The sequence below is a fragment of the Micromonospora sp. RTGN7 genome (assembly GCF_033804645.1).
GTDB lineage: Bacteria > Actinomycetota > Actinomycetes > Mycobacteriales > Micromonosporaceae > Micromonospora.
In genome coordinates, this window is the sequence record NZ_JAPZLF010000002.1 from 285227 (window position 1) to 311393 (window position 26167).

Sequence of the window (26167 nt, forward strand, 5' to 3'; positions counted from 1 at the left end):
GTTCCTCCTCGGGGGTCACGCCGGGGCGAGCACGATCAACGCGTCGCTGTACTCGACGGGCGTACCGTCGGCGACCAGCACGTCCACGATGCGGCCGGGCCGTTCGGCCTCGACCGGGTTCATCAGCTTCATCGCCTCGACGATGCCCACCTGCTGGCCGGCCACGACGACGTCTCCGACCTGTACGAAGGGGCGCTCGCTCGGGGATGCCGCGCGGTAGAAGGTGCCGACCAGCGGCGCCGACACCACGAACGTGCCGTCCTCGACCGCCGTCGGCGTCTCGGCGGTCACGGTGACCCCGACGGTGGCCAGGGTGGTGCCCGACTCGGCGACGGTCACCGCCTCCGGCCGCGACCACTCCAGCTCGACCAGCAGGTCGCCGGAGCGGACCCGCAGGCTCTTCAGCGGGCCCGGCGTCGACTCGGTGAGGCGTTCGGCGTACCGGCACAGCTCGTCGATCCCGGGTGGGGCGGCGTCGGTCGTTTCGATTGTCATCTGTACCTCGACCCTCTCGTCAGTATTGCCGGAACCGGCGCCGCCGGCGGGCTGCCAGGTCGTGCGAGGGAATGGCGGCGACTTCGCGCAGGGTCTCGGTGACCGCCGCGCGCAGCCGCTCGGCGGCGCCGACCGGGTCCTGGTGGGCGCCACCGGCGGGCTCCGGGACGACGGCGTCGACGATGCGGTGGCGCAGCAGGTCGCGGGCGCCGATCTGCAGGGCGGCGGCGGCGCGGGGCGCGGCGGCGGGGTCCTTCCAGAGGATCGCCGCGCAGCCCTCGGGGCTGATCACCGAATACATCGCGCCGGAGAAGGCGAGGACCCGGTCGGCCACCGCCAGGGCGAGCGCCCCGCCGCTGCCGCCCTCGCCGGTTATTACCGCGACGATCGGCACCGGCAGGCCGGACATCAGCCGCAGGTTATTCGCGATGGCCCACGCCTGGCCGCCCTCCTCGGCCGCCATCCCGGGGTGCGCGCCGGGGGTGTCCACCAGCGTGACCACGGGTAGGCCGAGCTTGGCCGCCAGACGCATCAGCCGGGCGGCCTTGCGGTAGCCCTCGGGCAGCGCCATCGCGAAGTTGCGCCGGACCCGCTCCGTGGTGTCTCGCCCCTTCTGAAAGCCGAGCACCACCACCGACCGGCCGTCGATGCGGGCGAGCCCGCCGATCAGCGCGGGGCAGTCTCCGCCGATCCGATCGCCCTTGAGTTCCAGGAAGCCGTCGGTCACGTGGGCCAGGTAGTCCAGCATGGACGGCCGGCCCGGGTGCCGGGCCAACCGGATGACCTCCTCCGGTGCCACCTCGGGCAGCCGCCCCGGGTCGCGTACCAGGTCGACCGCCCCCGAGGGTGCGGCCGGGCGCGGGCCGCCGTCGCGGGTCTCCAGCACCGCGCCGATGGTGGGGCGGAGCGCGGACCGGTTCACCACCGCGTCGACCAGGCCACGCTCCAGCAGGAACTCGGCGGTCTGGAAGTTGTCCGGCAGCGCGTGCCCGATGGTCTGCTCGATGACCCGGCGGCCGGCGAAGCCGACCCGCGCGCCGGGCTCGGCGACGACCACGTCGCCGAGGGTGGCGAACGAGGCCGCCACCCCGCCGAAGGTGGGATCGGTGAGGACGCAGACGGTCAGGATGCCGGCCTCGTCCAGTTCGCCGAGCACCTGGCTGGTCTTCACCATCTGCATCAGCGAGAAGGCGCCCTCCTGCATCCGGGCGCCGCCGGAGGCGGTGACGATGATCAGCGACCGGCGGGTCGCCAGCGCGGTCTCGGCGGCGGCCGTGATGGCCTCGCCAGCGCCGATGCCGAGGCTCCCGCCGAGGAAGCGGAAGTCCATCACGGCGGCCACCACCGGCCGGCCCATCAGCTCGCCGGTGACGCAGACGACGGCCTCGTGCAGGCCGGTCTCGTCGCGGGCCCGGGCCAGGCGCCGGCCGTACGGCTGGGAGTCGACGAATTCGAGCGGGTCGGTGGCGACCTCCGGCGGGTCGAGCCGCCGTGCGGTCCCCGGGTCCAGGAGTTGTTCGATGCGCTGATCCGCGGTGAGCCGGCCGTGCCGGCCGCATCCGAAGCACACCCGGAGGTCTCGGTCGAAACGCGGTCCGTAGATCAACCCGCGGCAGCCGCCGCAGCTGATCCACTCCGCCTCGCTGGTAAGGGTCGAGATGCTCACCCCGGCAGGTTGGCCTGACCGGCTCAACGGTCGATGGAAGCGCGCTGAATCGCCTCGAGTCGACCACCGCGGGCGTCTACCGGCCCTTGAGGCGGGCGGCCGATGCTGTCCCCCGCCAGGGGGCGACGTACCCGGCGGGTGCGCCGCGCTCCACGCCGGGTCCGACCCCGGCGGGCGACCGTGCGATCCCGATCGAGATGAGGAAGCGATGCTGGCCGACAGCGACACCGAACCGACGGACGCCGTCGGCGCCCCGGCGGAGGACGAACGTACCCAGGTGCTCATCGTGGGCGGCGGCTATGCCGGCCTCGCCGCCGCGCTCTTCCTGTCCCACCAGGGGGTGCGGACGCTGCTGGTGGACCGGCACCCGGCGGTCTCGGTGCAGGGCCGGGCGCGGGGGATCAACCAGCGGACCATGGAGCTGTACCGGCCGTACGGCCTGGAACCGGCCATCCGTGCGGCCGGCCGTCCGTTCGACGACGAGGCCGGGGTGGTGCGCTGCGAGACGCTCGCCGGCGAGTGGTCCTGGCTGCTGGCCGACGACACCCGCAAGCCGCTGCCCGACCTGACCGCCTGCGAGTTCGGCATGGCCGACCAGCGCGCCGTCGAGCCGCTACTGATCCGGGCGGCCCACGACCGGGGGGCCGACATCCGGTTCGGCACCCGGTGCGACTCGGTGACCGTCGACGCCGACGGCGTCACCGCTGTGCTCGGCACCGCAGGCGGCTCGGGTACCGTCCGCGCCGACTACCTGATCGCCGCGGACGGCTTTCGGGGGACCATCGGCCCGGCCCACGGCATCACCCGTGCGGGGCCCGGGATCACCCAGAGCTGGGTGACCTTCGTGATCCGCGCCGAACTGTCGTCGATCGTGACCCAGCGGGCGATGTTCTGGATCGTGGTCAACGACCGGATCGGCCAAGGCTCCTTTCTGACCACGTCCGAGCCGGACCAGTGGGCGGTCAGCGTCAGCTACGACCCGGCGGTCGAGAGCGGAGCCGACTACACCCCGCAGCGGTGTGCCCGGCTCGCCGCCGAGGTGCTCGGCGTCGACGTGCCGGTCGAGGTGCTGGACGTGGCCGCGTGGGAGGAGGCGGTCGAGGTCGCCGACCGGTACCGCAACGGCCGGGTCTTCGTGGTGGGCGACAGCGCCCACGTCTGGCCGCCGGCTGGCGCGATGGGTGCCAACGCGGCGGTCCAGGACGCGCACAACCTGGCCTGGAAGCTGGCCGCCCGGCTGCGAGGCCAGGCCGAAGAGCGGCTGTTGGACTCCTACGAGGACGAGCGGCGGCCGGTCGCGCTGGCGCTGGCCGACATCACCGTGCGCCGCCAGCGGGCCCGCTTCGGCGGGGGTGACCCCGGCTTCGAGGACGTCGACGACGTGCTGCTCACCCTGGGGCAGCGCTACCGGTCCACCGCGATGCTGGGGGTCCGGCACGACGGCGGATACGGTGCCGACCTGCCGGCCGACGCCGCGCCGGGCACCCGGGCACCGCACCTCTGGCTCGACCGGGCGGGTGAGCGGATCACCGTGCACGACCTGTGCCACGACTCCTTCGTGCTGCTCACCGGGGCTGCCGGCGGCGCCTGGGCGGGGGCGGCGCAGCGCTGCGCGGCGCGGACCGGCGTGCCGCTGCTCGCGTACCGGATCGGCACGGACCTGACCGACGTGGAGGGTGTCTGGGAGAGCCGCTACGGATGCTCGGCCGACGGGGCGGTGCTGCTCCGGCCGGACGGCTACGTGGCCTGGCGGGGCGGCGGGCCGGTCGACGGCCGGGCTGAGGTGCTGGCCGGCGTGCTGCGGGAGATCCTTTCCGGAACGTTCTGAGCCCGGCGTGCGGCGGGGCCGGCGTTGCCGGCCCCGCCGGCCGTCAGTACGTGGCGGCGACCTCGTAGATGCCGAACGGGCGGTCGACTGGCGGCTGCTGGTAGCGGCGCAGCGGCGCGGTGGTGCCCCGGTGCCTCGCCCCCGCCTCCCAGGATCGGAACGCCGCCAGGCTCGCCCACTCGCTCATCACCACGAACCTGCCGGGGTCGTCGGCCAGTCGGAGCAGCTCGTTGCCGAGCAGCCCCGGCGTGCCGGCCAGCTCGGCGCTGATCCGGTGGTACGCCTGCTCGACCGCGCCGGGCTCGGTGGGCGGCGCGGCGGCGTGGATGAGGACCCGTACCCGCGCCGGGTCGGATCCACCGCCGGAAACTTTCCCGGTCTGTCGATCGGACATCGTCCGCCGTCCTCTCTGCTGCGGGAACCGGCCGCCGGCTGCTCCGGCGGCCTCCCGGACAGCACACCCGAGGGCGCTGGTGCCCGGCTGGCGGCGCCGTGACCCGACCCGGTCACGCCCGATCCGCGCTCGAGCGTTCCTCGACGACAGCAGTGGCCTGCGGTTTGACGTCGATCGTGATCGTTGTCAATCATACGGCTGTTTGTAAACGTGTCTTGAAAATGACCGAGGCGAGGTCGGGTGGGCGTCTGCGAATGGGTTCGAAATGGACGCGGTGTCGGCGTCCTGACGGTCTGCCCGGTCTTGACTGCCCGCGCAGTCACGCTTACCGTTCAGGGCGGTTCCTGCACTCCACGTCTGCCTGATGACCGTTGGTTGTCGGCGGTGTTTGAGGTTATCGGGCATATGGGGTGATTCGGCCGATCGATCGAGAATGGCTGCACTCCGCTTGAGGTGCCGGCTTCGATAATTTCCATTCGGTAACCCGACGACGAATAGCCAAATGGCTACCGTTAAGCAGACAACCCGCGGAATAAGTGTAGGAGCCGCCGCAAGAAACCGCTGGGGCGTCACCGGTGAGGCAACCCCGAGGCCAATGCGATGAGGGGGAAGCACAGTGGGGTTCTCAATCCTTGGTTCACTTTCCGTATGCCACGAAGGCCGTGACATCACGCCGACCGCACCCAAGGTCCGCCAGGTCCTGGCGTTCCTGCTGGTGAGACGCAACCAGATCGTGCAGGTCAGCGAGTTCATCGACGAGCTGTGGGGCAGCAACCCGCCGGGCAGCGCGATGACCACCCTCCAGACCTACATTTACAAGCTGCGACGGGACGTGCTGGAGCTGTCCGGCCTGGCCAACCTGCACACCCAGTCCTGCGGGTACCTGCTCGACGTGGCCGACGAGAAGCTCGACCTCTGCCGCTTCGAGAGCCTGTCCTGGCAGGGCCGGGCGGCGCAGGAGGCCGGGGAGACCGCCCGCGCCTGCGAGCTGCTCAGCGAGTCGCTCGGCCTGTGGCGCGGCCGGGCGCTCTCCGGGGTGACCACCGGGCAGATCCTCACCGCCCATGTCGCCCGCCTCGAGGAGAAGCGGCTGCGGGTGCTGGGTATGCGCATCGAGGGGGACATGCTGCTGGGGCGCTACGAGGAGCTGGTCAGCGAGCTGAAGGGGCTGGTCCGGGCCTACCCGCTGCACGAGCGCTTCCACGCCAACCTGATGACCGCGCTGAATCGCTCCGGGCGCCGCTATGAGGCGTTCGAGGTCTACGGCCAGCTACGGGACCTGCTCGCCGACGAGCTCGGCCTGGAGCCGTCCGCCTCGGTGCAACGCCTCTACCAGTCCCTGCTGCACGCCGAACCCGCCGACGGGCCGGCCAGCCCGTCGCGGACCGGCACCGCCCGCCCTGCCCCGCCGGCCGTCGTCCCGGCCCAACTGCCGGCGGACACCCCGGACTTCACCGGCCGCACCGAGATGCTGGACCGGGTGCGCCGGATGCTCACCGTCCGCCACGGCAGTGGCACCACGGCGCGCGCGGTGTCGATCTGCGGCATGGCCGGGGTCGGCAAGACCACCCTGGCGCTGCACGCCGCCCACGTCGACAAGGCACAGTTTCCGGACGGGCAGCTCTATGCCGACCTGCGTGGGCCGTCCCCGCGCGGTGCGGCCGCGCCGACCGATGTGCTCGCCGGCTTCCTGCGCGCCCTGGGCGTGCCCGAACACCAGGTGCCGCCGACCATCGAGGAGCGCAGCAGCCTGTTCCGCACCGTCAGCGACGGCAAGCGGCTGCTGGTCGTGCTCGACGACGCGCTGTCGGCGTCCCAGATCGCCCCGCTGATCCCCGCCACGCCCACCAGCGGCGTCGTCGTCACCAGCCGGTGGGGGTTGCAGGACCTGCCCGGGGTACGGGTGATGAAGCTCGACGTGATGCGACCCGAGGAGAGCCTCGAACTGCTCTGCCGGATGCTCGGCCGGGACCGGGTCGCGGCGGAGCGCGACCAGGCCGAGCGGATCATCCACCGGTGCGGCAACCTGCCGCTGGCCCTGCGCTGCGTCGGTGCCCGGCTGGCCGCGGCGCCCACGCTGACCCTGCACCGGATGGCCGCGCTGCTGGAGACCGGCCCCGCCCCCCTGGACCAGCTGCGGTTCGCCGAGTTCGATGTCCGCGCCAGCCAGGACAAGACGTACTTCCGGCTCGCCTCGCACGACCGCAGCGCGCTCCGGCTGATCAGCCTGCTGCCGCCACCCACCTTCACGGTCGCCACCGCGGCGAGCCTGCTCGGGGTGGGCGCGGACGCGGTGGAGGACCAGCTCGGGCGGCTGGTCAACTACCACCTGCTCGAGGCGACGTCCGACCGTGGCACCGACACGGTCCGCTACCAGCTTCACCGGCTCGTCCGGCTCTACGCCCGGGAGCGCCTGAACCGCGAGTTCATCCGGCCCATGTCGGCCTGAGCCGGTCGCCGCGACGGCGGCCGGCCCCGGCCGTCGCCGTCGCGTCACCTGCCGCCGGCGGTGTGCACCACCTCGCCGTTGACGTTGCCGTTCGCCTCCGAGCCGAGGAAGACGACCAGCCGGGCCACCTCGGCGGCGGTGCTCAGCCGACCGCTTGGGGTCTCCTCGGTGGCCCGCGCGAGCAGGGCCGGGTCCACCGCCTCCAGGCTCTCGGTCAGCGTTCCGCCCGGTGCGACCACATTGGCCAGCACCCCGTGCCGGGTCCACATCAGCCCTCGGACGAAGCCGTGCAGCGCCGCCTTTGCCGCGCTGTACAGCTCCGAGCCGGGGTTGCCGTGCGTCGCGGTCACCGAGGAGAGCAGGACCACCCGCCCCCAACCCCGCTCGCGCATCCCGCCGAGCGCCTCGCGTACCGCCCACAGGTGCCCCTCGACGTTCTCCCGGAACCGGTCGAGCCAGTACTCCATCGGCAGCTCGTGGTATCCCGGTGTCTCCTCCGGATTGGTCCACACCCAGGTCTGCGCGTTCGCGATCAGCACGTCCACGCCACCCCAACGCTGCTCGACGGCCCGCACCGCCGCGCGGGCGCTGGCCGGGTCGGCCAGGTCGTAGGGCAGTGCCAGCGCCCGGTCGGGCCCGCCCAGCTCGTCCACCACCCGGTCCGCCGCGTCCCGAGCCGAGTGGTAGGTGACCGCCACCCGGGCGGACTCCTCAGCGAACGCCCGCGCGGTGGCCAACCCGATCCCCCGGGTCGCGCCCGTGACGAGCACCCGCTTGTCCTGCAAACCGAGATCCATCGCGTTCTCCTGACTCCTCATCCGGCATGTCTGACGGCCCCCCAGCCTCGGCCAACGGGCTCGACGCCGGCTCGCCGTGAAGCCGCCCGGGCCGGCCGGCTCGGCCGTCGCTCCAGGGCGGGTCAAGCCGACCCGGCTAGCGTCGCCGCCGACCGCCCGTCGAGAGGACGCCGATGTTGCACGAGGAGCTACGCGAGATCCGGAACCCGGTGCTGCGCCGGGTGCAGGACCACCCTTTCTGGGCCGGTCTGCGGACCGGAACGCTGCCCGGCGCGGCGCTGACCCACTTCGTCGAGCAGGACACCTTCGGGCTGCTGCCGGCGTACGCCCGAGCGCTGGCCCGGTGCGCGGCCGCCGCGCCCGGCGACGACGACGTGCTGCTGCTCGGGCACTCGATCGTCGGCACGCTCGACGCCCGCGACCGGCTGCGCCGGGCCCACCGCGAGCTGGCCGGCCGGCTCGCGGCCCCGCCCTGGCGGGACGCGCCGCCGATCGACCCGGCGACCCGCGCCCACGCCTCGTTTCTCACCGCCGCCACCGCCGACTCGTTCCCCGCCGGACTGGGCGCCCTGCTGCCGATGGTCTGGTTCAACGCCGAGGTCTCCGACCACCTGGTCGCGGCGGCCACGCCCGGCTCCCGCTACCTGCCGTGGATCGAGGCGTACCACCCGGGTGCGGACTACGGCCACGCGGTGCGGGCGTTCCTGGACATGGTCGACCGGGCCGGCACGACGGCCGGGCCGGCGGGGCGGCGCCTGATCATCGAGCAGTTCTCCATCAGCGTCCGTTACGAATGGGCGTTCGCCGAGGCCTGCGCCGCATCGGCCGGGGCCCATCGCGATCAGCTTCCGTACGAGGAGCCGACCAGAAAGGCCGCAGCGACGTGAGTACGCAGAGCGCCATCCCCTATCCGTTCCCCTGGACCCCCGTCATGGAGGTCCCCGAAGCGCTCCAGGGCCTGCGCGAGAACGCGCTGGTGGAGGTCAGGCTGCCCAGCGGCGACACCGCGCTGCTCGTCACCCGGTACGCCGACGTGCGCAGCCTGTTCGCCGACGACCGGTTGAGCAAGAACATCGCCCGGCCCGACGTCGCCCGGATCACCAAGGACAACGACCTGTTCGTCGACCCGAAGATCGACGGCGACCCGCCGCACCACACCCGGATGCGTGGTCTGGTCACCAAGGCGTTCACCGCCCGCCGCATCGAGCTGCTGCGACCGTACGCGCAGCAGGTCACCGACGAGCTGCTGGACGCGATGGCCACCGCCGAGAAGCCCGTCGAGCTGAACGAGGCGCTCGCCTTCCCGCTGCCCATCCTGGTCATCTGCAAGCTGCTCGGCATTCCGCCGGAGGACCGGACCAAGTTCCGGCGGCTGGTCGACGGCTTTCTGTCGGTGAGCAAGCTCCCCCCGGCCGAGGTGGAGGAGTGCCGCACCGGACTCTGGGACTACCTGGTCGAGCTGATCGACTACAAGCGGGCCAACCCGGGTGAGGATGACCTCATCACCAGCCTGATCAAGGTGCGCGACGAGGACGACAACCGGCTCTCCGAGTACGAGCTGCATCACTGGACCCGCAGCCTGCTCATCGCCGGCTACGTCACCACCGCCAGCCAGATCGGTACGGCCACCGCTGTGCTGCTGCACCGCCAGGACCTCAAGAAGCAGATCCAGCAGGACTGGACGCTGGTGCCCTCGGCGGTCGAGGAGATGCTGCGTACCCAGATCATGGGCTCCTCGATCGGCACGCTGCGGATCGCCCTGGAGGACATCCCGCTCGCCGATGGCACCATCCTGCCCAAGGGCGCCAGCGTGCTGCTCTCCGAGGAGTCGGCCAACATGGACGAGGAGATCTTCAAGGACCCGTTCACACTGGACATCCAGCGGGCGGAGAACCACCACATGACCTTCGGCGCCGGCATCCACTACTGCGTGGGCGCGGCGCTGGCCCGGATGGAACTCCAGGTGGCCACCGAGTCGCTGCTACGCCGGTTCCCCGACATTCGGCTGGCCGTTCCCGCCGGGAGCCTGCCCCGGGCCCTGGGCGGCTTCATGGAGGGCTTCAGCGCGGTGCCGGTGACCTGGTGAGGGGCCGTACCGCGCTGGTCACCGGCGCCAATCGGGGCATCGGCCTGGCGGTGGCCCGGGAGCTGCACGACCGCGGGCTGCGCCGGGTGGTCCTCACCGGCCGCGACGGCGCGGCCGTGGCCGACGCGGCCGCGGAGATCGGCCCCCGGGCCACCGCCTACCGGCTCGACGTCACCGACCCGGACGACGTCGAGGAGGCCGGTAAGCAGCTCGCCCCGGTCGACGTCCTGGTCTGCAACGCCGGCGTCCTGCTGGACGCCGGCACGGACCCGCTGGACACCCCGCTGGACCTGGTCGAGACGACGCTACGGATCAATCTGCTTGGCGCCTGGCGGGTCCTGCAGACGTTCCTGCCGCCGATGATCGAGCAGGGCTGGGGCCGGGTCGTGCTGGTCTCCAGCGGCACCACCGCCGAGTTCGGCGGCGCCTTGTTCACCGGTGCGCCCGGCTACTCGCTGTCCAAGTCGGCGCTCAACGGGCTCACCACGATGGTGGCCGCCCGGACGGTCGGCACCGGCGTGCTGGTCAACGCGGTCAACCCCGGCCGGGTCCGCACCCGGATGATGCCCACCCAGCAGACCCCTCCCGAGGTGGCAGCCCGCTTCATCGCCGACGTGGCGACGCTGCCCGACGGCGGCCCCACCGGGCACTTCCTCACCGAGCGACGCGGCTCGGACTAACCGATGGCACGAACCCCAGGATCGGACTAACCGATGGCACGAACCCCAGGAGAAGAGATGCGATTCGACCTGTCCGGAAAGAAGGCCGTCGTCACCGGGGCCGGTGCCGGCATCGGCCTGGCCGTGACCCGGGCGCTCGCCGGCGCCGGCGCCGACGTGCTCGGCGGCGCCCGCACGGTCAGCGCCGCACTCAAGGAGTGCACCCCGTACACGATGGAGGTCGACCTGCTGGCCGAGGACGGTCCGCAGCGGCTGGTGCGGCGGGCCCTCGACGAGTTCGGCGGGGTGGACATCCTGGTCAACAACGTGGGCGGCGGGGTCAAGCTGGCCGCTGGTTTTCTCGAAATCGACGACGAGACCTGGCGGCACACCCTCGATCTCAACGTCTTCACCATGATCCGGGCCACCCGGGCGGCGCTGCCCAGCCTGGTCGAACGGCAGGGCGCGGTGGTCAACATCGGCTCGATGAACGCCGCGATGGCCGATCCCCGGCTGGCCCACTACTCGGCCGCCAAGGCCGCGGTTTCCAACATCAGCAAGGCGCTGTCGGCCGAGTTCAGCCCGCAGGGCGTCCGGGTCAACACGATCCTGCCCGGCCCGGTGAAGACCCGCCTCTGGACCGACCCGTCCCGGGCCGCGAAGGCGGGGGTGACCCCCGAGGAGTTCCTGGAGATGGTGACCAAGATGTCCGGCCTGTCGACCGGACAGCTGATCGAGCCGGAGGAGATCGGCGAGCTGGTGCTGCTGCTGGCCTCCGGCAGGATCCGCAGCGTCACCGGCACCGACATCCACATCGACGCCGGCATGGTCCCCCCCTCCCGTTACCAGCGCCCCAACTGACCCACCCCGCCGGCCCCGCCCGCAGGCGGGGGGACGGGGACGAGGGCGGCACCCGGTGGGTGGCGCCCTCGTCGTGGCGGAGCGGGGGCGGAGGTCAGGAGGTGGGGTGGTGGGCGGCGGTCAGGGAGGGTTCGGTGGGGGTCCGGGCTCGGCGGGCGTGGTGGAGCAGGTCGTCGCCGCCCAGCACCACCGCCGCCGGGCCGACCAGGTTGACCCTGCGGTTGAAGGCCCGGCCCAGCTCGACGTCGCGCAGCACGCCGCCGGCCAGCGCCGCCATGATCTCGTCCTGGCGGGCCATCTCGGCCCGGTCGTGCTCCGGAACCGGCCGGCCGGTGAGCCGGTAGCTGCGGGCCCGGTCCATCGCGGCGGCCTCCCGGTAGACCGCGTCGGCCTCGGCTGCGCTCGTCGCGTCGTATGCCCGGGCCACCGCGGCCAGGTCCGGCGCGTGGGCGACGATCGCGTCCGCTGCGGCGTACGCGTAGGTCAGTGCCATCGCCGAGCCCCAGCCGTACGCCGGGTTGGTGCTGCACAGGGCGTCGCCGACCGGCAGCAGGCCGACCACGACGGGCCGCCCCTCGGACAGGTAGTGCCGACGCAGGTTCCGGTTGCCGGCCATCACCTGAATGTCGTCCAGCGGGGTGCCGTTGCGGGGGTCGACCCACGGCGCGAGCGCCGGGATGGCGCGGGTGGCGGCCTCCCAGCTTGCCACGTCGCGCAGCTTCCGCGCCCCGGGCGTGCCCGGATGGCATTCGAGCGCGAACGCGTACGTGTCGTCGTCGCCGGCGAAGCCGATCCAGGAGCCCAGCGGGAACTCGCCGCGCAGCGTGGCGACCGACAGCCGGGGCAGCTCGCTGCCGGGGGTGAACCGGTAGTAGCGGCTGTAGTAGACGGTCTCGCAGTCCTGCACGTCGGTGGGCACGTCGATACCCCGGGTGGCGAGCCAGCGCGGCACCGGCGTGCGTTGACCGGCGCAGTCGAGGACCAGGTCGGCCTCGACGAACCGGCCGTCGGCGAGCTCCACCCCCAGCACCCGGGGCGGCCCGTCCGGGGTGGGCGCGAACCGCATCCCGGTGGCGATCGCCGGGCAGTGGAACATGATCCCCGGCTCCGCCTCGGCGGTCATCCGCAGCGCCAGCTCCAGTACCGGCCGCCGGGTCCAGATGTTGGTGAACGCGTCGTCGGCGGGCTCCCACCGCTCCGGCGGGACGAAGTGCTTGAACAGGTTGATCTCGCCGACCCCGCTGGCGCGCAACCGGTCCAGTACGTCCGGGGTGCGCTCGGCCAGCAGGTTGCGGGCGCGCGCCGAGAAACCGTGCGGTAGCCGGAACTGCGGCACGCCCCGGCGCGGCCAGGCCAGGAACGGGTCCGCCGCCGGATCGGCCGGCGCCGGGTCGCGCTCGATGACCTGGACCTGGCGGCCGGCCCGGGCCAGGGCCAGCGCGGTGGCCAGCCCGGCGATGCTGCCACCGAGCACGACGACCCGCCCGTCCGTCGGCGCTGCGCCCGGTCCGCCGACCGGCGGGCGCGGGCCTAGCGGCGCCACTCGACGATCTCGTCTCGGGGCTTGCGCCGGGCCGCCCCGGGCGGGATCGGCATCCGGCGGGACCGGTCCTCGTGCCCGACGGTGATCACCCCGGCCAGCCCGACGTCGTCCGGCAGGCCGATCACGTCGCCGAGTGTCTGAAGCTCGTCGGTGTAGACCGAGCTGAACACGCCGGTGCCCAGCCCCTCGTTGAGCGCGGCGAGCTGGAGCAGCATGAACAGCGCCCCGGCGTCGAACCACCAGAACGGCACCGGCCAGGGCACCTCCGACCAGCCGTCCCGGACCGGCTGGCCGGCGTAGCGCTCGTGGTAGGTCTGCTCCCGGGTGCCGACCCAGATGTGCACCGGCGCGTCGGCGATCCAGCGGGGGAAGCCCAGCTCCACGTAGCGCGCCTCGGCGACGTCGGCGGCGGCCTGGCGCAGCTTCTGGTCGGTCACCACCACCACCCGGTAGCCCTGGCTGAAGCCCGCGCTGGGTGCCCGGTCGACGACCGACACGATCCGTTCCAGCGCCTCGTCCGACACCGGCTCGTTGGTGTAGCTGCGCACCATCTGGCGCCTGCGCAGCACGTCCGCGTAGTCCATGGTCATCCCTTCGGATTCAGACGGCCAGTTCGACGTCGTACTCGCGCAGCCAGGTGTCGAACTGGAGCGCCATCTCGATGTTCATCCGGCTGACCCACTGGTGGGCGATCGGCGACGGCTGGTCGACCGCCGCGCGGGCCGCGGGCAGGTCGAGGTACGGCAGTGCCGGCGAGGAACCGTCGGCGAGCAGCGCGGCCAGCTCCTGGCGGAGCATCTCGGCGTACGCCGGGTCCTGGGTCACCGGCCAGGGGCACTTCACCCGGTCCAGCACCGACTGCGGCACCCGGCCCCGCACGGCCGCCCGCAGCAGGCTCTTCTCCCGGCCGTCGAAGGTCTTCATCGACCACGGCGTGTTGTAGAGGTACTCGACCAGCCGGTGGTCGCCGTACGGCACCCGCAGCTCCAGGGCGTTGGCCATGGCGAGCCGGTCGTCGCGGTCCAGCAGCATCGGCAGCCACCAGGTGAGCGTGACGTGGCTGATCCCGCGCATCCGCCGCTCCACGGCGCTCTCGCCGTCCTGGTGCGGTGCCCGGGCGAGCGCCTGCGCGTACTGGTCGGCGTAGTAGCTGCCCAGGTCCAGCTTGTCCATGAAAGCCGGGTCGAAGAGGGCCCGGCCCTGCCCCCGGGGCGAGCCGGGCTGGAGGAACTCCTTGGCCACCCAGGGGAACACGTCGGCGCTGAGCAACTGCTCGTCGTACATCCAGCCGTAGCCGCCGAAGATCTCGTCGGCGACCTCGCCGCTGAGCGCCACCGTCGAGTGCTGCTTGATCCGGCGGGCGGTGAGGAAGTTCGAGGTGTCCATGTCGCCGAGCGTGGTCGGCATGTCCTGCGCGCGGAGCGCGGCGAGTCGGACCGCCGGGTCCATCAGGTCCTGGGTGTTCAGCTGGATGCGTATGTGCTCGGAGCGCAGCTCTCGGGCGACCTCGGCGGCGAACACCTCGTCCGGGGCGAACCGGACGTCGTCGGGCTGGAACTTCGTCGCGTAGTCGTCGAAGGTCGTCACGAAGGTGCGGATCCGCTCGCCGCCGAGCTTCCACCGCCAGTCCGCCGCGATGGCAGACACGGCACTGGAGTCCACCCCGCCGGAGAGCGCGGTGCAGAGTGGCACCTCGGCCTCCAGTTCGCGCAGCACGATGTCGTCGAGCAGCGATCGCACGTGGGCCACCGTGCCGTCCAGGTCGTCGGTGTGCTCCCGCGCGGTCAGCTCCCAGTACGTGCGGTCCACCGCTCTGTCGCGGCCGATGGTGAGGCTGTGCCCGGGCAGCACGGCCCGAAGGTCCCGGAACACCGAACTGCCGGGTTGCTTCGCGGTGGCGAAGAGCTCCTGGAGCCCGTCGATACCGACCACCGGCCGAACCTCCGGGTGCGCGAGGAGGGCCTTGGGTTCGGAGCCGAAGACCACGCCGTCGGGACGCAGCGTGTAGAACAGCGGCTTGACGCCGAGCCGGTCGCGGACCAGTACCAGCTCGGCGCGGGTCTCGTCCCAGATCGCGAAGGCGAAGATCCCCTCCAGCCGGGCCGCGCAGTCGACCCCCCACTCCAGGTAGGCGCGCAGGATGACCTCGGTGTCGCTGCGGGTGTCGAACCGGTGTCCCCGATCGCGCAGCTCGGTACGTAGCTGCTTGAAGTTGTAGACCTCGCCGTTGTAGACGATCGCCGCGACCCGGCGGTCGCCGCCCTCGGCGGTCATCGGCTGCGCCCCGCCCGCCACGTCGATGATCGCGGTCCGGGTGTGGCCGAGGCCGACGTGCTCGCGCAGCCACACCCCCTGGCCGTCCACCCCGCGGTTCGCCAGCGTGTCCGTCATCGCCTGCAGGGTGGGCCGTTCGTTCGTCAGATCACGGGTGAAGGCGACCCAGCCGACGATGCCGCACATACCATCTCCTCCGGTTGCTCCGACCTCGCCTGCAGCCTGCCGGGAGGTCTTGAAGCCCCTCTCGACGGCCGCTCGACGGCGCCGGAGTCAGCGCGGAGCGGTGGAGTGCCCCAGATGCCCGGGGGAGCCGACCGTCTCGCCGGGCTCGAGGACCACGAACTGGCCCATCATGTTCTGGTCCTCGTGCAGCAGCAGGTGGCAGTGGAACATGAAAGGCGCGTTGCGGTTGGCGTGCTCGTCGAACCGGACGGCGATCCGGAACGGCACCTCGGGCGGGGTGTAGAAGGTGTCCTTCCAGCCGCGCAGCTCTGGCGGGGGCGGGGTGCCGCCGACCGTCAGCAGCTGGAACTGCACCCCGTGCACGTGGAAGTTGTGCGGGCGGGGGAACGGGCTGACGACCTCCCACACCTCGGTGGTGCCCCTGGTCACCCCGAAGTCGATCCGGGTCATGTCCATGCTCAGGCCGTTGATCTGCTCGCCGGACAGCTCGAACCGGCGGTCCACCCGGTCGGCCGTGGCCACCAGCGCCGGGGCCGGAGCGAGGGTGGCCGCCGGCGCCGGCGTGGGCCGCAGCTGGGCGCCGGCCCGCAACTGGAGGACGTCGAGGTCGTCGTCGCCGCCGGTGAACCGCTCGTTGAGCGGGTCGAGCCCCAGCTCCGGCGCGAAGCTGCGCAGCACCACCCGCTCGCCGGCGGTGAGGGCGACCACGATCTCGGCGCGCTCGCCGGGGGAGAGCTGCACCCGGTCGGTCTCGTGCGGCGCGCTCAGCAGGCCGCCGTCCGTGCCGACCAGGGCGAACGACCGGTCGTCGGAGAAGCCGAACCGGTAGACCCGGGCGGTCGAGGCGTTGAGCAGGCGCAGCCGCACCCGCTCGGTCACCACGTCCAGGTAAGGCCCGACGGTGCCGTTGACCAGCAGGGTGTCGCCGAGGATGCCGACGCTGCCAAGACGGGAGTAGCCCTCGTCGAACTGGTTGTCGTCGTCGAAGTTCTTGTCCTGAACGATGACCGGGATGTCGTCGACGCCGTACTGCGCGGGCAGCCGGGCCGCCGCGGTCTGTGGCGGGTCGTCGACGAGGAAGAGCCCGGCCAGGCCGCGGTAGGCGTGGTGCGCCGAGGTGAGGTGCGGGTGCGGGTGGTACCAGAGCGTCGCGGCCGGCTGGTCGATCCGCCAGGACGGCCGCCAGACCGCGCCGGGCGCAATCGTCTGATGTGGGCCACCGTCCATCACCGCCGGCAGGTGCAGGCCGTGCCAGTGCACGGTGGTGGGGTCGGTCAGCCCGTTACGCACGTTGAGCTGCACCGTGTCGCCCCGGTTGACGCGTACCGTCGGGCCGAGGAATCCCCGGTCGAAACCCCAGGTGGTGGTGGGCCGCCCCGGGCGGAACTGGCGGGTGCTGGCGGTGGCCGCCAGGTCGACGACCCGCCGACCCCCCTCGGTGCGAGCGGCGGCCAGCGGCGGGATGGCGAGCGGGCGGTCGAAGTCGACCTTCCCGACGGTGTCCACGCCGTGCGCGAAGTAGACGGCCGCGGTGCCGGCGGCGGCGACGCCCAGCACCGCCGGGACGCCGATCAGCCCGGCTTTGAGGATCTTCCGGCGGGTGAGCCGGCGGGGCCCCCGGGACGTTCCGGGTGCAGTGGTCGGCGGGCCTTCGGCCGGTGCGCTTTCGATCGGCTGGACCAAGACGTACCCCTGTCGGCCGGCGGTTGGCTGCGCGGATAGTCAGCAAGATGTTACTGGATGTGGATGGAGCGCGTGGGGCAGCCTCGGGCGGCGACCAGCACGTCCTCGTGCAGATCCGCAGGTGGCTCGGCGTCCAGCACCTCGACGTAGCCGTCCTCGTCCTGGTCGAAGACCTCCGGCGCCCGATAGACGCAGAGGCTGCTGACCGCGCACGTCTCCTTGGTGGCACTGACCCGCATCACGATTCTCCGTCCGTCATCCGCTCCGCCGGCCCGGCCGCAGGGCCCTGGCCGGGCCCATCCTGGACGGTTCGGCTCGAGCCTCGGTGTAGCCGCCCACCGGACTCTCCAGCACGGTGCGACGCCCACCGGAGACGATGCGCGCAGACCATCCCCGGCGCGGAGAGGACCGCCCATGACCGATCAGGCACTCGAACCGAGCCCGTGGATCCTGCGGCTCGGCAACGCCTTCTGCGAGTCGCAGGCCCTGCTCACAGCCGCCGAGCTGGACCTGTTCACCGTGCTGCGCGCCGGCCCGGCCACCGAGCGCGAGCTGTGCGAACGGCTCGGCCTGTCCGGCCGGGGCGTCCGCGACTTCCTGTACCTGCTGGTCCGGCTCGGCCTGCTCACCGAGTCCGGCGGCCGGTACCGCAACAGTCCGGACGCCGCCCGCCACCTCGTCGCCGGCGAGCCCGGCTACCTCGGCGGGTTCCTGCGCGGCGCGAAGGCCAATCTCTACCCGGTGTGGGGCGGGTTGACCGAGACGCTGCGTACCGGCCGGCCGCGCTCGGCGGCGGACTCCTTCGCTGCCATGCTCGACGACCCGGCGGAGGTCCGCCGGTACGCCCGGATGATGGACGGCGTGCTGCGCCCGCTGTTGAAGCCGCTGCTCGACGCCGTGGACTGGGCGGCGTACCCGGAGGTGCTCGACGTGGGCGGCTGCCGGGGCAGCCTGGTGGCCGAGCTGGTCGTCCGGCATTCCGGGATGTCCGGGCATGTCTTCGACCTGCCCCAGCTGGAGCCGGTCTTCGCCGAGCAGATGGCTGAGGCGGGCGTCGCCGAGCGGGTCACCTTCCACGCCGGGGACTTTTTCACCGATCCGCTGCCGCCGGCCGATTTGATCGTCTTCGGCCACGTCTTGCACAACTGGGACGCCAGGCAGCGGGAGCTGTTGGTCCGCGCCGCGTTCGACGCGTTGCGGCCCGGCGGGGCGTTGCTGGTGCACGACCGGATGCTCGACCCGGCCGACCCGCGGGTGGACAACCTGCTGGCCAGCCTCACCATGGCCCTGGTCACCGAGGCCGGCGGAGAGTACCCGGTCGAGGAATTGGCCGAGTTGGCCCGGGCGGCCGGCTTCGCCGAGGTGCGCCGGCAGCCGCTGGACGCCAACGAGACGCTGGTGCTCTGCGACCGGGCGGCCTGAACACACGGGACAGGGGCCGGGACCACCGTGGTGGTCCCGGCCCCTGTTCGCGGTACCGGTCAGCCTTCCTTGCGCGCCACCACCAGGGTGTCGTCGTCGCCCAGCAGCCGGCTCTCGACCTGGGCGAAGCCCGCCCGGTTGGCATGCCCGGTCACCTCGTCCACCGGGTACTCCGAGCCGCCGTCGGTGACCAGCAGCATGTCGAGGCTGATCACCAGGTTCTCCACCCGGCTGGACGCCCGGTCGAGCATCCGGTCGTAGACCAGCAGGACGCCGCCGGGGTTGACGCTCTGGAACGCCTTCTCGATCAGGAAGCCCCGCTGCTCGCGGTCCCAGTCGTGCAGGACGTGCCCCATCACCACGATGTCTGCGCTGGGCAGCGGGTCGGTGAAGAAGCTGCCGCCGTGGAAGGTGAGCCGGTCGGTCAGGCCCGTCTCTGCGGCCTGCTCGGTGAAGAACGGCTCCATCTGCGGCAGGTCGAAGACGTGCCCGCTCAGGTTGGGGTTGGCCGTGACGATCTGCGCGGCCAGGCTGCCCCGGCAGCCACCCACGTCGAGCACCGAGTGGTAGTCGCCCCAGCCCTCGTACGCGTTGATCAACTGCGGGCCCAGCGTCCGGGTCAGCGCGTCCATCGAGTTGATGAACTGGGACAGGATGCGCGGGTTCTGCACCACGGCGTCGAAGCTGCTGCCGGACTGCGGTTGGCCGGTGCGCAGCGCGTCGGCCAGCCGGCCCCACGCCGGGTAGAGGTTGCGGTTGGAGCGCTCCAGGAACCCGCCGATGTAGGACTGTTCGCCGTTGACCAGGAACCGGTCGGCGCCAGCGGCGTTGCGGTACCGGCCGTCGGCGCGCTCCAGCAAGGACAGCTCCACCAGCAGGCCCAACCAGTCGGAGAGGCCGCGGCCGTGCAGCCCCAGTTTCTCGCGGATTTCATCCTCGGTGGCCGGCCCCGAGCGCAGGATGGTGAAGAGGCCGAGTTCGACGGCGGTCAGCAACGCCTTGGCGTCGCAGAAGGAGTTGGCGAGCCGGATGATCCCGGCCGGCCGGCTGGTGTCGATCGGAGTCGTGCTCACGTGAGCGGCCCGCCTTTACGTCGTGGTGAGTTCGGTAGCGCTGACATTGATCTTCTTCATCGACCATTGCGCGATCCGCAGGGACATGGTGATCGCCTCGGTGGCGTACCGGACCAGCTCGGCCTGGTACCGGTCCACCGCCTCGGCCAGGGTGCTCTCCCCGTCCGCCACGGAGGTCAGGGCCGCGCAGAGCCCGGCCGCGTCCCGCAGTGCCGTGTTGGCGCCCACCCCGCCGGTCGGCGGCATCAGGTGCACCGCGTCGCCGAGGGGAATCACCGTGCCGGTCGGCCAAGGCTCGACCGGCAGGGTCGCCCGCAGCGCGAGCGGGTACGTCTCGGCGGGCTCCGAGTGCGAGAAGACGCCGCGCAGGTCGGGGTGCCAGCCGGCGGTCCGGGCCAGAACGAGCTGGCGCAGCTCCTCACCGCTCAGGGCGAAGAAGTGCGCATCGTCGAGTCCCAGCAGGTCCTGGTGCACGCTGAAGACCGACATGTAGTAGTCGCCGGGCGAGGCCAGCTCCAGGCCCGGCCAGAGCCGCTCGGCGGCCCGCGCCGGGTCGGTACGGAAGACCATCGGCATCAGCGCCAGCCGCAGGCCGTCGGTGCCGGTGACGTTGAGGAACCGGTCCCGCAGCACCTCCGGCAGGCCGGCTTCGTGGGCCAGGGTTCGGGGGGTACGGGACAGGATCGCCCGTACGCCCATGTCGCGGGTCTCGTCGCCGGGCCGCAACTGGGCCCGGACGGCCGAGTTGGCACCGTCCGCGGCCACCAGCACGTCACCGGTGGCGGAGCTGCCGTCGGCGAAGTGCGCCACCACCCCGTCCGGGTTCTGCTCGTGCTTCACCAGGCGCTTGCCGAAGTGGACCGCGTCGCCGATGCCGGCGAGCAGCACCCGGCGCAGCGTGCCCCGATCCACCGCGTCGATCTTGTCCGGGTCGTCGCCGCGCGGGTCGTCGAAGGTGGGCGCCGGCATCGGCTGGAGGTGCTCGTCGTAGGCGATCAGGCCGCGCTGGTGCCGGTCGTTGGCCGTGGCGGTGAGCAGCTCCTGCGCCCGGCGGGGCAGGCAGGCGCGCAGCGCCGCCTCGCCCTCCGGACTGATCCGCAACCGGTAGCCCTGCATCCGGCCCTCGGGGGTGTCGTCGCGTTCGTACACCGCGATGTCGGTGAAGCCCGCCTGCCGTAGCCCCTGGGCCAGGCAGAGGCCGCCGATACCGGCGCCGACCACGAGCACCCGCAGGGTCCGGGTGGGAGAGTGGGAGGTCCGCATGGGTCAGCCGGCTCAGCCGAACACCACGGCGGCGATCCGGTCCAGCTGGGCCGGGTCTGCGCTGCACGGCAGCAGCAACAACTCGTCGCAGCCGTTGGCGGCGTACCCGTCGACCACGTCGCGCAGCACGGCCTCGTCGGTGACGGCGCCCTTGGCCAGGTGCTGGACCAACTCGCCCAGGTAGGCGTAGTAGCTTTGCATGTGCTCGGTGGCGACCTGCCGGCCGTTCTCCCCGAGCGACACGTAGCAGTTCGCCCCCATCAGTGGGGTGCCCTCGCGGCCCTCCTCCGCCCACAGCTCCTTGACCTTCGTCACCAGCTCCGGGTACTTGTGCGGCGGCCCGCCCGGCGAAATCCAGCCGATGCCGTACCGCGCCGCGCGCCGCAGCGCCGCCGCCGACTGGCCGCCGACCAGGAACGGGATGTCACCGTTGGTGGGCCGGGGGCCGACCCCGGGGACCGGGCCCTCGCCACGCCACACCGCGCGCAACTCCTCGATGGTCTTGTCGAGCCGGCGGCCCCGGGTGGCGTAGTCGGTGCCGGTGGCCTCGTAGTCGTCGGCCCGCATCCCGGAGGAGACCCCGACGATCAGTCGTCCGTCGCTGAGCCGGTCCAGGCTGGCCAGCTGCTTGGCCAGCTCGACCGGGCTGGGCCGGTACGCGGCCAACAGGATCGCGGTGATCAGCTTGATCCGCTCGGTGACCCCGGCCGCGCCCGCCAAGGCGACGATGCTGTCGTAGTTGTCGTAGACCATCCGGTCCACCACCGTCAGGCTGTGGAAGCCGAGGCGCTCCGCGCGGCGGGCGTACTCGATCAGTTGACGGCCCTCCGCCCCCGGGATGGTGGTGGGCAGGCAGACACCGATATTCATCAGGCTCTCCTCGCGTCCGGTCTCAACGGGGGCCAGCTTGCAGACCCGGTCTGGGGCAGCGGTCGAGGCGCGGTCGACACCCGGCCGGTGGCGGGCCGGGCCGCCGGGCCGCTCGACACCACCTCGACCGGCTCTGCGGGCTGCCGTGACATAAACAGCCTCGGCTCATACGCACCGGCCGGCCCTGGTCGCCGGCCGCGGACCTGGAGGACCGACCCCTGAAACTCGGAGCGATCATTGAGTGGGCGGACGACCTCGCGACGTTCCGCCATGTCGTCCGGCTCGCCGACGAGCTGGGCTACGACGTCGTCGGAGTCGGCGACAGCCCGGCCCGGGCCTACGAGATGTACGTGTCGCTGACCGTGGCGGCGCAGGAGACCCGCAGCGCGACGCTGACCCCGATGGTGACCACCCCGTTTTTCCGGCACCCCGCGGCGACGGCCACCGCGGTCTCCACCCTGTACGACCTCACCGGCGGCCGGACGATGCTGGCGCTGGGCAACGGCGGCAGCGTCCGGCGGATCGTCGGTCGCTCCCCGGTCGCCACGCCGCACGAGCTGCGCGACTACCTGACGGCCGTACAGGCGATCCTGAAGGGCGAGTCGGCGCACGTCGACGGCTTCGACACGGAGCCGCTGACCCGTACCCGGCAGATGCCGGTTTTCGTCGCCGCCGACTACCCGACGACGCTGCGGCTCGCCGGCGAACTCGCCGACGGCGTGGTGACCACCGTCGGCATGTCGGTGGAGCGGGTGGCGCGCAAGGTGGCGGTGGTCCGGGAGGCGGCCGAGAAGGCCGGCCGGGACCCGGCGGCGGTGCAGGTGTGGGGCTTCAGCTTCATCTCGGTGCGGGCCACCCGGGCGGAGGCGAACGCCGAGATCGGCGCCGCGCTCGCCTCGGACGTCGCGCTGCGGCTCAAGAGCCCGCACATGCGCTCGCAGGTGCCGGCTGACCTGCTGCCCGCCGTCGAGGAGATGGAGCGCCGCTACGACGTGTGGGACCACACGGTCGGCGGGAAGAACGCGCAGCTGTTGGAGGAGTTGGGCCTGGTCGACCTGGCGCTGGGGATGACCGGGATCACCGGCAGCGTGGCCGAGGTGTCGGCGCACCTGCCGCTGCTGGAGGAGGCCGGCATCTCCGGCGTCTTCGCGGCACTGCCGCCGCTGGCCGACCCGCTGGGTACCCTGCGCGGGCTGCGCTCGGCTGCCGGTTGACCCCGCCGGCACCCGGATCGGGCACCGTTGCGTCGGCAGCGGTGCCCGATCCGTTCCGGTGGTGCTTGCTACTCCTGCCCGGGCCGGACGCGTAGCCCGAGCGTCGGCTGCATGGTCAGGTAGAGCCCGCCGACCGCGTTGGTCGGGTCGAGCGGGGACTGCTTCATCTCGTGCACCCGGTTGAGGTTGTTCAGCGGGTTCGGGTCGCCGCTGTCGGCGCCCTGGAGGTGCTGCTGCACCAACTGGTAGGCGCTCTCGGCGTCGTTGAGGTCGGCGACGCCGGTGATGATCCGGTCGAACGCGGCCTGCACGTTGAGCCGGTCCCGCTCGTCGGCGGTGAGCCGCTGGGCGTTGTAGAAGTGGTAGTCCTTGCCCCGGTAGCTGTCATAGAAGACCGACACCAGCACGAGCAGGCGCTCGTAGGCGTGCCGGTAGACGGTCTCGTAGAACCCCCAGGCGTCCTTCTCGCCGACCTCGCCGCGCAGCACGCTGCTCACGCTGGCCGCGGCGAGCATGCCGCTGTAGGTGGCCAGGTGTACGCCGGTGGAGAGCAGCGGGTCGAGGAAACAGGCCGCGTCGCCGGCGAGCAGATAACCCGGCCCGGCGAAACTCTCCGCCACGTACGAGTAGTCCTGCTCGACCTTCATCTCGGTGACCTGCTCGGCGCCGTCGAGCATGGCCAGCACCGTCGGGCACTCGGCCAGCGCCTCGTCGTAGACGGCCTGGATGCCGCCGAGCCGCTGGCGGCTGTCGTTGAACAGGTCCCGGCCGGTGACCAGGCCGACGCTGAGCGTCCCGTCGTGCAGCGGGATGGCCCAGAACCAGCCGTTGGGCACCGAGCAGACGGCGATCGCGCCCTCCGGGCCCTTGCCCAGCGGCTTGGCGCCCTTCCAGTACGACCACGCGGCGACGTTGCGGAAGACCTCGTGGAACCGTCGGGTCTGCAGGTGTCGGGTGGCGAGTACGCCGCCGCGGCCGGACGCGTCGATCACGTGACCGAACTCGATCCGGCCAGCGACCTCGGGCTTCTTGGTCTCGAACCAGCGGGCCGCGACGGCCTGCTCACCATCGAACTCGATCTCCCGGACGCTCACCCCCTCGTGGACCTCGACCCCCAGCTCGCGGGCGTGGTCCAGCAGGATCTTGTCGAATTCGCTGCGGATGACCTGCCAGGCGTTGGTGTTGTCGCTGCCCTGCTCGGAGAAGGAGACCTGCCACTCCTCCTCGCCCCAGTGGAAGAAAGCGCCGCCCTTGGGCTGGAAGCCGTGTGCGCGCACCTTGTCCCAGACACCGAGCAGCTCGAAGATGGGGCGGCAGGACGGGAGGATCGACTCCCCGATGTGGTAGCGGGGGAACTGATCACGCTCGACGAGCGTCACCTGGAACCCCGCTTTGGCCAGGAGACCGGCTGTGGTGGCGCCGGCCGGGCCGCCGCCGATGACAAGGATCTGGGTGGATTCACGCATGTCGGTAGGGTGGCGATCCGGCGTCCAGCGGCGGTGGTGTACCGATCGACGGGCCGGCGTCAGCGGGTGCTGGCCGCGTCGCGGGCCAGCGGCCGGTCGGCGAAGGCATGCGCGTGTAGCCGTTCCTCGGCGGTCTGCTCGACGCCGGCCATGGTGCGGCATAGCAGTGGTGGTGCCCCTAGACGGGCGGACAGCCCCGCGCGGTGGATGCCGCGCGGGGCTGCCCGTGGTGGCCGTGTTCAGGAGACGCACGGCCCTTCGTAGGCACCGATGTTCGGGTTGGCGGTGGCGGAGACGGGGTTGCCGAAGTAGTCCCGGCCGCCGTTGTTCGCGATCGGCGTGCCTGTGTCGATGGCGGGCGAGTCGCACCGGAGCCGCAGGCCGGCCGGCTGCGGCCCCGGTGGGTTGACGAAGCGCGGGTCGGCGACGACGGCACCGTTGTCGCTGACCGTGTTCGGACCGATGTTGTGGTACAGGTTGTGCGAGTAGACGCCAGCGGGATCCTGGATGGTCGAGCCCTCGGCCCGGCCGGCGAAGATGTTGTTGGTGAAGGCGATCGAGGTGAACGGCGGCAGGGTGCCGACCATGTTCGCCGCGTTCGGGGCGTGCACCGTGTTGTTGTAGAACTTTGAGTTGGTCACCGCGTTGTCGCAGCCGGCCGCGATCACCGGAATGATGAAGCCACCCAGGTCGACGTCCTTGTCGTTCTCGCTGATGTTGTAGCGGATGATCGCGCCGTCGGAAAATGTGCCGGTGGGCGCGCAGTAGAGCACGAACGGCCCGTTGTTGTCGTGGCTGTAGTTGTACTGGTAGACGATGTCCTTCGTGGCGGCGTCGACGCTGAAGGAGAACGACGGTGGGAACGCGGCGCCGCCGGTGATCTCGTTGCGCTGCATGATGGTGCGGTCCGAGTTGTAGGCCAGCACTGCGGCGTGCGACTGGGTGGCGCGTAGCCCGAAGCCGGCTACCTTGTTGTCCTCGGTCAGGCCGTCGATGGTGTTCATCAGCAGGATGCCGTCACCGCCCAGGTTGGACAGTTGGTTGCCGGCGACCCGGACGTTGGTGATCGGGACGAAGCTGTTCTGGCCACCGGGGTAGAGGTCTCGCCTCGACCACAGCGACAGCGTGCCGATGCCGATGTTGTCCACCCCGGAGACCTGGTTGCACAGCACCTTGATGCCGTCGAAGCCGGTCGGCGTGGTGGTGCCCAGCGCCTCGAACAGGATGCCACCGCTGTTCTCCAGGGTCGGATCGAGGCAGTCGCAGCCGGGCACGTCGTGTACGTACACGTTCTCGATCAGGTAGGAGCGGCCGATCCCGTAGTTCTCCAGCTGCACGTAGATGCCGACCCGGGGGGTGCCGTCGGCCGGGCCCGGGTTGGTGATCTCCAGGTCCCGGATCTGCCAGCCCTGCACGTTGCGCAGCAGCACTGTGGCCCGACCACCGGTGCCGACGATCTTCGGTCGGGCGCCGCTGCCGTACGCGCCGAGCTTGATCGGCGATCCGGGGGTGCCCGAGCCCTTCGGCTGGAGCACCCCGGTGCAGGTGGTGCCGCGCCGCAGCGAGATCGAGTCGCCCGGCCGGTAGGTCACCTGGTTGACCCGGTTCAGCGACTTCCATGCCCTGTTCGGCGCGGTACCGGACGCGGCGTCGTTGCCGCCGACGCAGTCCACGTAGTACGCGGTTCCGCTCGTCGTCGCCTCGGCCGCCGTCGCCCCCATGGCGAGGGTGGCGACGCCGGTGACGGTTGCCATGAGGATCCGACCTCCGATGCGAGCCAGGGCCCGTAGGCCTGATCGGGAACGGTGTGACAGTTCGGTCATGGTTTCTCCAAGAAGGGACGTACCGTCCGGGCGGTCCCGCCCGGTGGTGGTCGGCTGTTGCAGAGCGTGATGCGGTGCTCTGGTTCGACGCTCGACAATCGATCTTGGAGAACGG

22 protein-coding genes are annotated in these 26167 nt (G+C 71.8%); 8 read left to right on the plus strand and 14 right to left on the minus strand.

Features of this window, described 5'->3' with window-relative positions; all coding sequences use genetic code 11:
- Window positions 1–15 precede the first annotated feature (15 nt).
- Complete coding sequence (locus tag SNR22_RS04635; RefSeq protein WP_320065182.1) at window positions 16–495, minus strand: acetyl-CoA carboxylase biotin carboxyl carrier protein; 480 nt, start codon at window positions 493–495, stop codon at window positions 16–18.
- Window positions 496–514: 19 nt separating this feature from the next.
- Window positions 515–2161: an acetyl-CoA carboxylase carboxyltransferase subunit alpha gene (locus SNR22_RS04640; RefSeq protein WP_320065183.1), complete on the minus strand. Its 1647-nt coding sequence runs from the start codon at window positions 2159–2161 to the stop codon at window positions 515–517.
- Window positions 2162–2369: 208 nt separating this feature from the next.
- Between SNR22_RS04640 and SNR22_RS04645 the strand changes: the two genes are divergently transcribed.
- The gene (locus SNR22_RS04645) at window positions 2370–3989 is read left to right on the plus strand and encodes an FAD-dependent oxidoreductase (RefSeq protein WP_320065184.1); all 1620 of its coding nucleotides are present in this window, start codon (window positions 2370–2372) and stop codon (window positions 3987–3989) included.
- A 43-nt stretch (window positions 3990–4032) separates the two neighbouring features.
- Here SNR22_RS04645 and SNR22_RS04650 read toward each other — a convergent pair whose 3' ends face one another.
- Window positions 4033–4383, minus strand: coding sequence for an antibiotic biosynthesis monooxygenase (locus SNR22_RS04650; RefSeq protein WP_320065185.1), 351 nt, complete (start codon window positions 4381–4383; stop codon window positions 4033–4035).
- A gap of 616 nt (window positions 4384–4999) precedes the next feature.
- On the opposite strand from SNR22_RS04650, the gene SNR22_RS04655 reads away from it, so the two are divergent.
- A complete protein-coding gene (locus SNR22_RS04655) occupies window positions 5000–6832 on the plus strand; it encodes an AfsR/SARP family transcriptional regulator (RefSeq protein ID WP_320065186.1) in 1833 nt (610 codons plus the stop codon).
- Between the two features lie 44 nt (window positions 6833–6876).
- Here SNR22_RS04655 and SNR22_RS04660 read toward each other — a convergent pair whose 3' ends face one another.
- Entirely contained in the window at window positions 6877–7629 is a 753-nt protein-coding gene (locus SNR22_RS04660) for an SDR family oxidoreductase (protein WP_320065187.1), read from the minus strand.
- A gap of 173 nt (window positions 7630–7802) precedes the next feature.
- Here SNR22_RS04660 and SNR22_RS04665 point away from each other — a divergent pair, with 173 nt between their 5' ends.
- The 4 genes from SNR22_RS04665 to SNR22_RS04680 are packed head-to-tail and all read left to right on the plus strand — an operon-like array spanning window position 7803 to window position 11235.
- A complete protein-coding gene (locus SNR22_RS04665; RefSeq protein ID WP_320065188.1) occupies window positions 7803–8516 on the plus strand; it encodes a hypothetical protein in 714 nt (237 codons plus the stop codon).
- On the plus strand, window positions 8513–9715 hold the full coding sequence (locus tag SNR22_RS04670) for a cytochrome P450 (protein WP_320065189.1): 1203 nt from the start codon (window positions 8513–8515) through the stop codon (window positions 9713–9715). The genes SNR22_RS04665 and SNR22_RS04670 overlap by 4 nt, the downstream gene beginning before the upstream one ends.
- Window positions 9712–10395 (plus strand): SDR family oxidoreductase, encoded by a 684-nt coding sequence (locus SNR22_RS04675; protein WP_320065190.1) that lies wholly within the window; start codon window positions 9712–9714, stop codon window positions 10393–10395. Before SNR22_RS04670 ends, SNR22_RS04675 begins: the two co-directional genes overlap by 4 nt.
- A 57-nt stretch (window positions 10396–10452) precedes the next feature.
- Window positions 10453–11235 (plus strand): SDR family NAD(P)-dependent oxidoreductase, encoded by a 783-nt coding sequence (locus SNR22_RS04680; RefSeq protein WP_320065191.1) that lies wholly within the window; start codon window positions 10453–10455, stop codon window positions 11233–11235.
- 94 nt (window positions 11236–11329) lie between these two features.
- Here SNR22_RS04680 and SNR22_RS04685 read toward each other — a convergent pair whose 3' ends face one another.
- The 5 genes from SNR22_RS04685 to SNR22_RS04705 all read right to left on the minus strand — a co-directional run bounded on the left by SNR22_RS04685 (window position 11330) and on the right by SNR22_RS04705 (window position 17160).
- Window positions 11330–12778, minus strand: coding sequence for an FAD-dependent oxidoreductase (locus SNR22_RS04685; protein WP_320065192.1), 1449 nt, complete (start codon window positions 12776–12778; stop codon window positions 11330–11332).
- Window positions 12766–13362, minus strand: a complete 597-nt coding sequence (locus SNR22_RS04690; protein WP_320065193.1) for a nitroreductase family protein — start codon at window positions 13360–13362, stop codon at window positions 12766–12768. Before SNR22_RS04690 ends, SNR22_RS04685 begins: the two co-directional genes overlap by 13 nt.
- Before the next feature lie 16 nt (window positions 13363–13378).
- A complete protein-coding gene (asnB, locus tag SNR22_RS04695) occupies window positions 13379–15238 on the minus strand; it encodes an asparagine synthase (glutamine-hydrolyzing) (RefSeq protein ID WP_320065194.1) in 1860 nt (619 codons plus the stop codon).
- 87 nt (window positions 15239–15325) lie between these two features.
- Entirely contained in the window at window positions 15326–16921 is a 1596-nt protein-coding gene (locus tag SNR22_RS04700) for a multicopper oxidase family protein (RefSeq protein ID WP_320065195.1), read from the minus strand.
- A gap of 50 nt (window positions 16922–16971) precedes the next feature.
- Window positions 16972–17160 (minus strand): ferredoxin, encoded by a 189-nt coding sequence (locus SNR22_RS04705; RefSeq protein WP_320065196.1) that lies wholly within the window; start codon window positions 17158–17160, stop codon window positions 16972–16974.
- A 175-nt stretch (window positions 17161–17335) separates the two neighbouring features.
- On the opposite strand from SNR22_RS04705, the gene SNR22_RS04710 reads away from it, so the two are divergent.
- On the plus strand, window positions 17336–18343 hold the full coding sequence (locus SNR22_RS04710) for a methyltransferase (protein WP_320065197.1): 1008 nt from the start codon (window positions 17336–17338) through the stop codon (window positions 18341–18343).
- A 59-nt stretch (window positions 18344–18402) separates the two neighbouring features.
- On the opposite strand, the gene SNR22_RS04715 is transcribed toward SNR22_RS04710, so the two are convergent.
- Genes SNR22_RS04715 through SNR22_RS04725 form a run of 3 tightly spaced genes read right to left on the minus strand, consistent with a single transcriptional unit; the run spans window position 18403 to window position 21549 of the window.
- Window positions 18403–19416: a methyltransferase gene (locus SNR22_RS04715; RefSeq protein ID WP_320065198.1), complete on the minus strand. Its 1014-nt coding sequence runs from the start codon at window positions 19414–19416 to the stop codon at window positions 18403–18405.
- Between the two features lie 15 nt (window positions 19417–19431).
- On the minus strand, window positions 19432–20679 hold the full coding sequence (locus SNR22_RS04720) for an NAD(P)/FAD-dependent oxidoreductase (protein WP_320065199.1): 1248 nt from the start codon (window positions 20677–20679) through the stop codon (window positions 19432–19434).
- A 12-nt stretch (window positions 20680–20691) separates the two neighbouring features.
- Window positions 20692–21549, minus strand: coding sequence for an LLM class flavin-dependent oxidoreductase (locus tag SNR22_RS04725; protein WP_320065200.1), 858 nt, complete (start codon window positions 21547–21549; stop codon window positions 20692–20694).
- Window positions 21550–21785: 236 nt separating this feature from the next.
- Between SNR22_RS04725 and SNR22_RS04730 the strand changes: the two genes are divergently transcribed.
- On the plus strand, window positions 21786–22763 hold the full coding sequence (locus SNR22_RS04730) for an LLM class flavin-dependent oxidoreductase (protein WP_320065357.1): 978 nt from the start codon (window positions 21786–21788) through the stop codon (window positions 22761–22763).
- A 68-nt stretch (window positions 22764–22831) separates the two neighbouring features.
- Here the strand turns inward: SNR22_RS04730 and SNR22_RS04735 are convergent, their stop codons facing one another.
- Together SNR22_RS04735 and SNR22_RS04740 are read right to left on the minus strand one after the other, a co-directional pair.
- Window positions 22832–24229: an NAD(P)/FAD-dependent oxidoreductase gene (locus tag SNR22_RS04735; RefSeq protein ID WP_320065201.1), complete on the minus strand. Its 1398-nt coding sequence runs from the start codon at window positions 24227–24229 to the stop codon at window positions 22832–22834.
- A 239-nt stretch (window positions 24230–24468) separates the two neighbouring features.
- On the minus strand, window positions 24469–25983 hold the full coding sequence (locus tag SNR22_RS04740) for a hypothetical protein (protein ID WP_320065202.1): 1515 nt from the start codon (window positions 25981–25983) through the stop codon (window positions 24469–24471).
- Window positions 25984–26167 lie beyond the last annotated feature (184 nt).